4 protein-coding genes are annotated in these 6,060 nt (G+C 49.0%); 2 read left to right on the forward strand and 2 right to left on the reverse strand.

Annotated features, from left to right (window positions below; genetic code table 11):
* Positions 1-56 precede the first annotated feature (56 nt).
* The gene (locus tag VAE48_RS14205; RefSeq protein WP_416181057.1) at positions 57-653 is read left to right on the forward strand and encodes a TIGR00730 family Rossman fold protein; all 597 of its coding nucleotides are present in this window, start codon (positions 57-59) and stop codon (positions 651-653) included.
* Between the two features lie 76 nt (positions 654-729).
* Here VAE48_RS14205 and glmS read toward each other — a convergent pair whose 3' ends face one another.
* A complete protein-coding gene (gene glmS, locus VAE48_RS14210) occupies positions 730-2,571 on the reverse strand; it encodes a glutamine--fructose-6-phosphate transaminase (isomerizing) (protein WP_322793988.1) in 1,842 nt (613 codons plus the stop codon).
* 448 nt (positions 2,572-3,019) lie between these two features.
* Between glmS and VAE48_RS14215 the strand changes: the two genes are divergently transcribed.
* Positions 3,020-3,571 (forward strand): hypothetical protein, encoded by a 552-nt coding sequence (locus tag VAE48_RS14215; RefSeq protein WP_322793989.1) that lies wholly within the window; start codon positions 3,020-3,022, stop codon positions 3,569-3,571.
* Between the two features lie 14 nt (positions 3,572-3,585).
* On the opposite strand, the gene VAE48_RS14220 is transcribed toward VAE48_RS14215, so the two are convergent.
* The gene (locus VAE48_RS14220; RefSeq protein WP_322793990.1) at positions 3,586-5,751 is read right to left on the reverse strand and encodes an aldehyde ferredoxin oxidoreductase family protein; all 2,166 of its coding nucleotides are present in this window, start codon (positions 5,749-5,751) and stop codon (positions 3,586-3,588) included.
* Between the last annotated feature and the right edge of the window lie 309 nt (positions 5,752-6,060).

The following is a 6,060-nucleotide window of genomic DNA, read 5'->3' on the forward strand; positions in this document are numbered from 1 at the left end:
AACCCTATTTTCACTTCCGCAAAATCGTTTAGAATAGTCCTATGAAACCAAAGTCTATTCATTCAATCTGTGTATTTGCCGGTTCCGCCGATCATCTCGATCAATCCTACCTTGACGGCGCAACCGAATTGGGAAGGTGTCTCGCCGAAAACCAGATTCGGATCATCTATGGCGGTGGAAAAACCGGCTTAATGGGCGCACTGGCTGATTCCGCCCTGGCAGCAGGCGGAACAGTCATCGGGATTGTTCCCCGCTCCCTCTTCCAACCACAACTCATCCACGATCATCTGACTGAATTGAAGATTGTAGATTCGATGCACCAGCGAAAAGCGTTGATGACCCAAATGGCAGATGCGTTCATCGCCCTGCCCGGCGGCTTTGGCACACTGGATGAATTGTTCGAAACCCTGACCTGGATTCAAATTGGCATTCACCGTAAACCGCTAGGCTTGCTCAACCTCAATTCCTATTTTTTACCGCTTCTTGCCATGGTGAATCATGCTCAACAGGAAGGCTTCATCTACGCCAACCATCGTGATCTTTTCGCCATCGAAGATGATCCTCATCGTTTGCTCGCAACATTACAAAATCATCGCTTGCCGGATCATTTGGAGGAGTGGGTCAGCCGGCCCGCCTCTTCACCCAATCCGTGAAGCCTGCAGTCGTAAAAGAGCGATTTCCTACCAGGAATGGCTGGAAATCGCTCTTGCATCTACAAGCAGAACTTATTTATTCGACCGTAACGCTCTTGGCTAAATTACGCGGTTGGTCCACATCCAACCCCCGTAAAGAGGCTATATGGTAGGCAAACAACTGCAAGGGAATAACCGTAACGACTGGTGATAGCAACCACGGGGTTTGCGGCACCCAGAAAACATGATCCGCCAGTTCCGGCACCCGAGTATCACCTTCACTTGCTACCACAATCACGCTTCCGCCGCGCGCTTTGGCTTGTTCAATCTGACTGATCATCTTTTCGTACCAAGGATCCTGAGGGGCAATTGCCAGCACCGGCATATCGCGATCCACCAGCGCAATTGGGCCGTGTTTCATCTCTCCGGCCGGATAAGCCTCAGCATGGATGTAGGAAATCTCCTTAAGTTTTAGTGCGCCCTCATATGCAATGGGCATATTGATGCCCCGCCCCAGATAGAGCATGTTGCGGATATACTTCATTTCTCGCGCCACCGGGATGATTTCATTTTCTCGATCCAGACAACGCCCAACCAGATCCGGTATCAGACGCAAATCACTGACCAGTTTTTTTCTTTTGAGGGGGTCCAGCACTCCTCGCAGGTCTCCCAGCAACACCGCCAGCATGTATAAATCTACCAGCGGGGCAGTAAACGCTTTGGTAGAGGCCACCCCAATCTCCGGGCCGGTTTGCATCGAAATATACCCATCTGCGATACGCATCGCCTGTGAACCTATTGCATTGACAATAGACCATAAAACTGCCCCCCGTTTACGGCCTTCATCCATCGCTGCCAGGGTATCAGCCGTTTCGCCAGACTGGCTAATCGCCAGAACCACCGTGTTTTCGTTCACAATCGGATCGCGGTAGCGAAACTCGGAGGCAATATCCACTTCCACTGGAATACGGGCGATGTGTTCGATTAAAACCTTGCCTACCATACCGGCGTGAGCAGCCGTACCACAAGCCGTAATGATGATTTTCTGAATACGCTTTGCCAGATGGGGGGTTAGGTTTAATTGCGGCAAACGAATCACCCCCTCATCAAAATCTACCCTGCCGGCCAGCGTATCGGTAAGTGAACGCACCTGCTCATGAATTTCTTTCTGCATAAAATGGCGGTATTCACCTTTTTCAGCCGCCACCGGATCCCAACTGATCAAATGTTCTTGAAGTTGAACGGGCTTGCCATCCAAAGTCGAAACCCTCACATTATCCCGGGTAACAACTGCCATCTGGTGCGAGTCGAGGAAGATCATCCGGCGGGTGTGATCCAGAATGGCAGGGATATCTGAGGCGACAAACATCTCATTCTCGCCAATACCGATAACAACCCCGCCGGCGTTACCAATCCGCGCAGCAACAATCTTATCTGGCTCCAATGAGGACATTACCACCACTCCATGAGCGCCTTTCAAGTGGCGTAAAGCCTGACGGGTTGCCTCTTCCAGTGAGGTGCCGCCGCTCAAAAAACGTTCAATCAGGTGAACAATCACCTCTGTATCGGTATCCGAATTAAAACTCACCCCCTCTGCAATCAGCTCTTCCCTGAGTTCGAGAAAGTTTTCAACAATCCCATTATGCACCACCACAATCTGACGGCTGGTTCCCATATGAGGATGTGCATTTCTCGCACTGGGTTCCCCATGAGTTGCCCAGCGGGTATGACCGATGCCAATATGGCCTTCTACCGGCTGGTTTTCTACAAGGCTGACGAGTTTACTTAATTTCCCTGCATCGCGTCGAATTTCGATATTGCCGTTTTGCAAAACGGCAATCCCTGCCGAGTCATAACCACGATACTCCAGCCGTTTTAAACCGTTTAGAACAATGGGAGTTGCATTGCGTTCCCCAATGTAGCCAACAATGCCGCACATAGTTGCTCCTTTTCAATATTTCAAGCATTCCCTTGATCCAAGATGGATAAGAGAATTTATTCTGGCTTTTGGATTATTCAGGAAAAGATGGGCAAAACAAGTGCCCGGAAGGCTTCCGCTGATCTTTCGATTTTCCCGGTGACCAGATCATCACTCTGTTCCCACCGGTTAACCCTGCTTCGCAGCAGGGAACCTTCCTCCTCGTCACTTCACCACCTCGCAGGTAACCAGAGATGTGAAGCCATGCGCTGGTCTTTTCCACTTATCATTACAAATTCGTAATGCCTATCACCTCCACCGCCTGATTATACCCGCCTTTTGCTATAATTCAACCGTAATGGAACGCAAACATTCTGTAAATCCTTCCACCGATGATGCACCTGAACCTTCAACTAGCCAGTTATTTTTAATCCCTTTAGGTTGCCTGATTCGATCCCCCTTATTGTTTATGGGAATTTTTCTGATTGGCTATTTGCTGTGGGGCTTCTCAACCGGCCAAATCACCTTGCTTTGGACGACCATACCCGAATTCGACACATGGAAAATTGACTCATCTTTTACAACTGTAGAAGACAGCGGGGGAGAATCCTGGAAAATTCGATACGAATCGAAAAACACCACTATTTTTGAAGGTTTAGTGCGCCATACCTCACCAATCAACGAAAGGGCTTTTCCCTTGCTTTCCCACGACATTCTGGTTACCAGCGGTGATTTTTCCGATCCATCCATAGTTCGTACATCGGTATCAAACCACCGCTTTTACTGGTATTCAGAACAGCAGAATCGTCCACAAGGGACGATTAATTTGCTCCACACCGTTCCCTCAACGGAAGAAATCTACCAACAGTTGGCTCAAGTGCGCAAAGGGGATCGTGTGCGCATCAAAGGCATTGAAATCCTGGACATTAACCGCTACGACCAGCAGGGTGAATTTCGGGGCAGCTGGGCAGATGCTGGCTGCAACACCCTGCTGGTCACATCGGTTGAAATTTTGCCCTAGCAGAATTTGCGAAATTACCCGCCGTGTTTCTTAACTAAGGCAACCACTTCTGGAAAATCAATTCCCAAGCGCTGGATAGTGGCGAGCGTCGGAATGCCGTTTTTCGTCCATCCACGCCGTTGATAGACGGCATCCACTAACTGGTCATAGCGATTTTGACGGTATTTTCTTAATTCTGCAATTTTTTGCTCGGTGCTCATCCCGCCAATATCCAGCCCAACCTCTTTTTTCAGGATCTCGTCGTAATAATCCCGCCGGTCTTCATACTCTGCCGGTGTGACCGGTCCCATGGCGCGGTAAGGTGGGTAATCATGCTCTCGGGTTCCAAATCCCATGCGCAGGTTGAAAATGCGCTGAAAGTTATAAACCTTTTCTGACTGCTCGATTATCCCGTCAATGTCAATCTTTTCACCGGTCACACCCTCATAAAGCCAGCAGTAATTTTCTACATGCTCAGGCACTTTGGCAGGTTCCTTGGCCGTTTTGTTGCTTTCGGGAATAATGTCATTCCACGGCAATTTACATAACCCGTGCAGGCTGAACCACGTTCGCCAGATCGGAAAGTAATGCAGGGCTTCAGCCTTGGCTTCAAAAGTGGGCAATTGTTTATGCACCATATCCATGAAAATCAGCCATGCTTCATCATGTTGCGGGCCTTTGGTCGCCAATGCGTACCCTCCTTGTTGGGCAAGCGATTCTTTGGAGAGGTACTCTGAAATTTCCAGCCCTTTGATCTCCATCCCAATATCCTGAAGAATGGTTGGGTCTGCGCCATATTTTTCAGTAAATAATCGCTTCATTGCCCGCACGCCCTGACCGATAACGACACCGAAACCCTCACCACGTGCCATCTGGTGGATCAATTCCATCACTGCTTCAAAGTTGCCCCAGGTGAGTTCTATACCGCCGGTGATTTCCTTATTCAAAATACCCAGCTCATAACATTCCATGGCAAATGCCAGCGAATTACCCAGTGAAATTGAGTCAATTCCATAGGTATCCGCATAAAAATTCATCTCCAAAACCTGCGCGGGGTCAAAAATACACAGGTTTGAAGCCAACCCACCCAGCGTTTCGTACTCCGGCCCGTCCACAAATACTTCTTCCCCTTTGTACGGGCCGGTTTGCAGGATGTAGTGAGAAACACCATGTGCGCAGGACATTGTACAACCATACCAGCATCCATCCGGGCCACGCATATCAAATTTTTGCTTCCAGACGTCACCTGCCACCCGATAAGCGTCATCATGGTGACCGAAACGGAAGTTCTTGACCGGTAAAAGGTGAAACTTATTCATGATCTCAATCAAATACGGAGTTCCCGTGCCGCGCATATCGTTTTGAGAAGCATCAAAAAGACTGATTTCCCGGTTGATCCGCTGACCAGCCTTTCGGATCAGATCCATGTTGGCAACCCCGTTGCTGTCACCGCTGATTTGGCTGTAGCGCACCACAATGGCTTTGATCCTCTTGTCCCGCAGCACACGTCCACAACCACCCCGCGCTGCCTGTTTAATGCGCACCTCATCTCGGCGCGGGTCATAATAACTGACGTTCAAGCCACAAATCGCATTGTAATTGGCTGCCTGCCCGGCTGAAATAACCGAGATTCCCCGTAATCCGCGTGGGTCATCGGCGTACAATTCAGTCAACATTCGGTTGATCAGATGGGTATCTTCCGGTTCAAGTGGAGCTTCCTCGATTCGAACGACCCCCTCGTCTCCGTCAATGTAGATGATCACATCATTTTTGGCTTTTCCCTGAATTTCCAGCGCATCCCACCCGGCAAACTTCAAATAAGGGCCAAAGTAACCCCCGCTGTTGCTGTCAATGACTGTATTGGTTAACGGCGAAATCGTTACAACCGTACATTTGCCGCTGCCCGGATAGGCCGTAATCCCTCCAATTGGCCCGCCGGCAATAACCAGTTCGTTTTCTAAATCATTCCAGCGGGTATCATCACGGATTGCATTCCACAACAGCCACAAGCAGAAACCTCTCCCGCCGGTAAAGGTACGCTTCATTGTTTCGTCTACCGGCTTACTCTGAATACGATTCTCACTGATATTGACATATAAGGTTCGATTAGCATATCCCCTCACCACCGGGCGAAGGTCATACCGAAATTCTGCCAGCAGTTTATGTGCGCTCCGCAATTTTTCCACATCGGTCTTGAACATCGGCCACTCCTTTTTTGGAAATTTCAAGAAGAATAACGATTACGATTTTCCCCTCGATTCAATTATATGAAATAGCACTATACTTTCAGCAATCCTCTGTCACTGCCTTGGTAGATGAATGTCACAATCCAATAGAACCGTCAGGATGCGTTATAATCACAGAGGAATTTAGCAGGAATCCAACCGATATGAATGTTGAAGATCAACTTGATTTATACCTGAGAGCGCGTTTCAACATCGAGCGGTGAGGAAACCTTTCCAGCGAAAACGACACCCGATTGTATGAATGAATGACCGCACCAGGTGTTC

The organism is Bellilinea sp. (assembly GCF_034432615.1).
GTDB lineage: Bacteria > Chloroflexota > Anaerolineae > Anaerolineales > Anaerolineaceae > Bellilinea.

Bases quoted from the DNA above. Each gene is read 5' to 3' on its own strand.
- glmS (WP_322793988.1), bottom strand. From the start codon at position 2,571: ATGTGCGGCATTGTTGGCTACATTGGGGAACGCAATGCAACTCCCATT.
- VAE48_RS14215 (WP_322793989.1), top strand. From the start codon at position 3,020: ATGGGAATTTTTCTGATTGGCTATTTGCTGTGGGGCTTCTCAACCGGC.
- VAE48_RS14220 (WP_322793990.1), bottom strand. From the start codon at position 5,751: ATGTTCAAGACCGATGTGGAAAAATTGCGGAGCGCACATAAACTGCTG.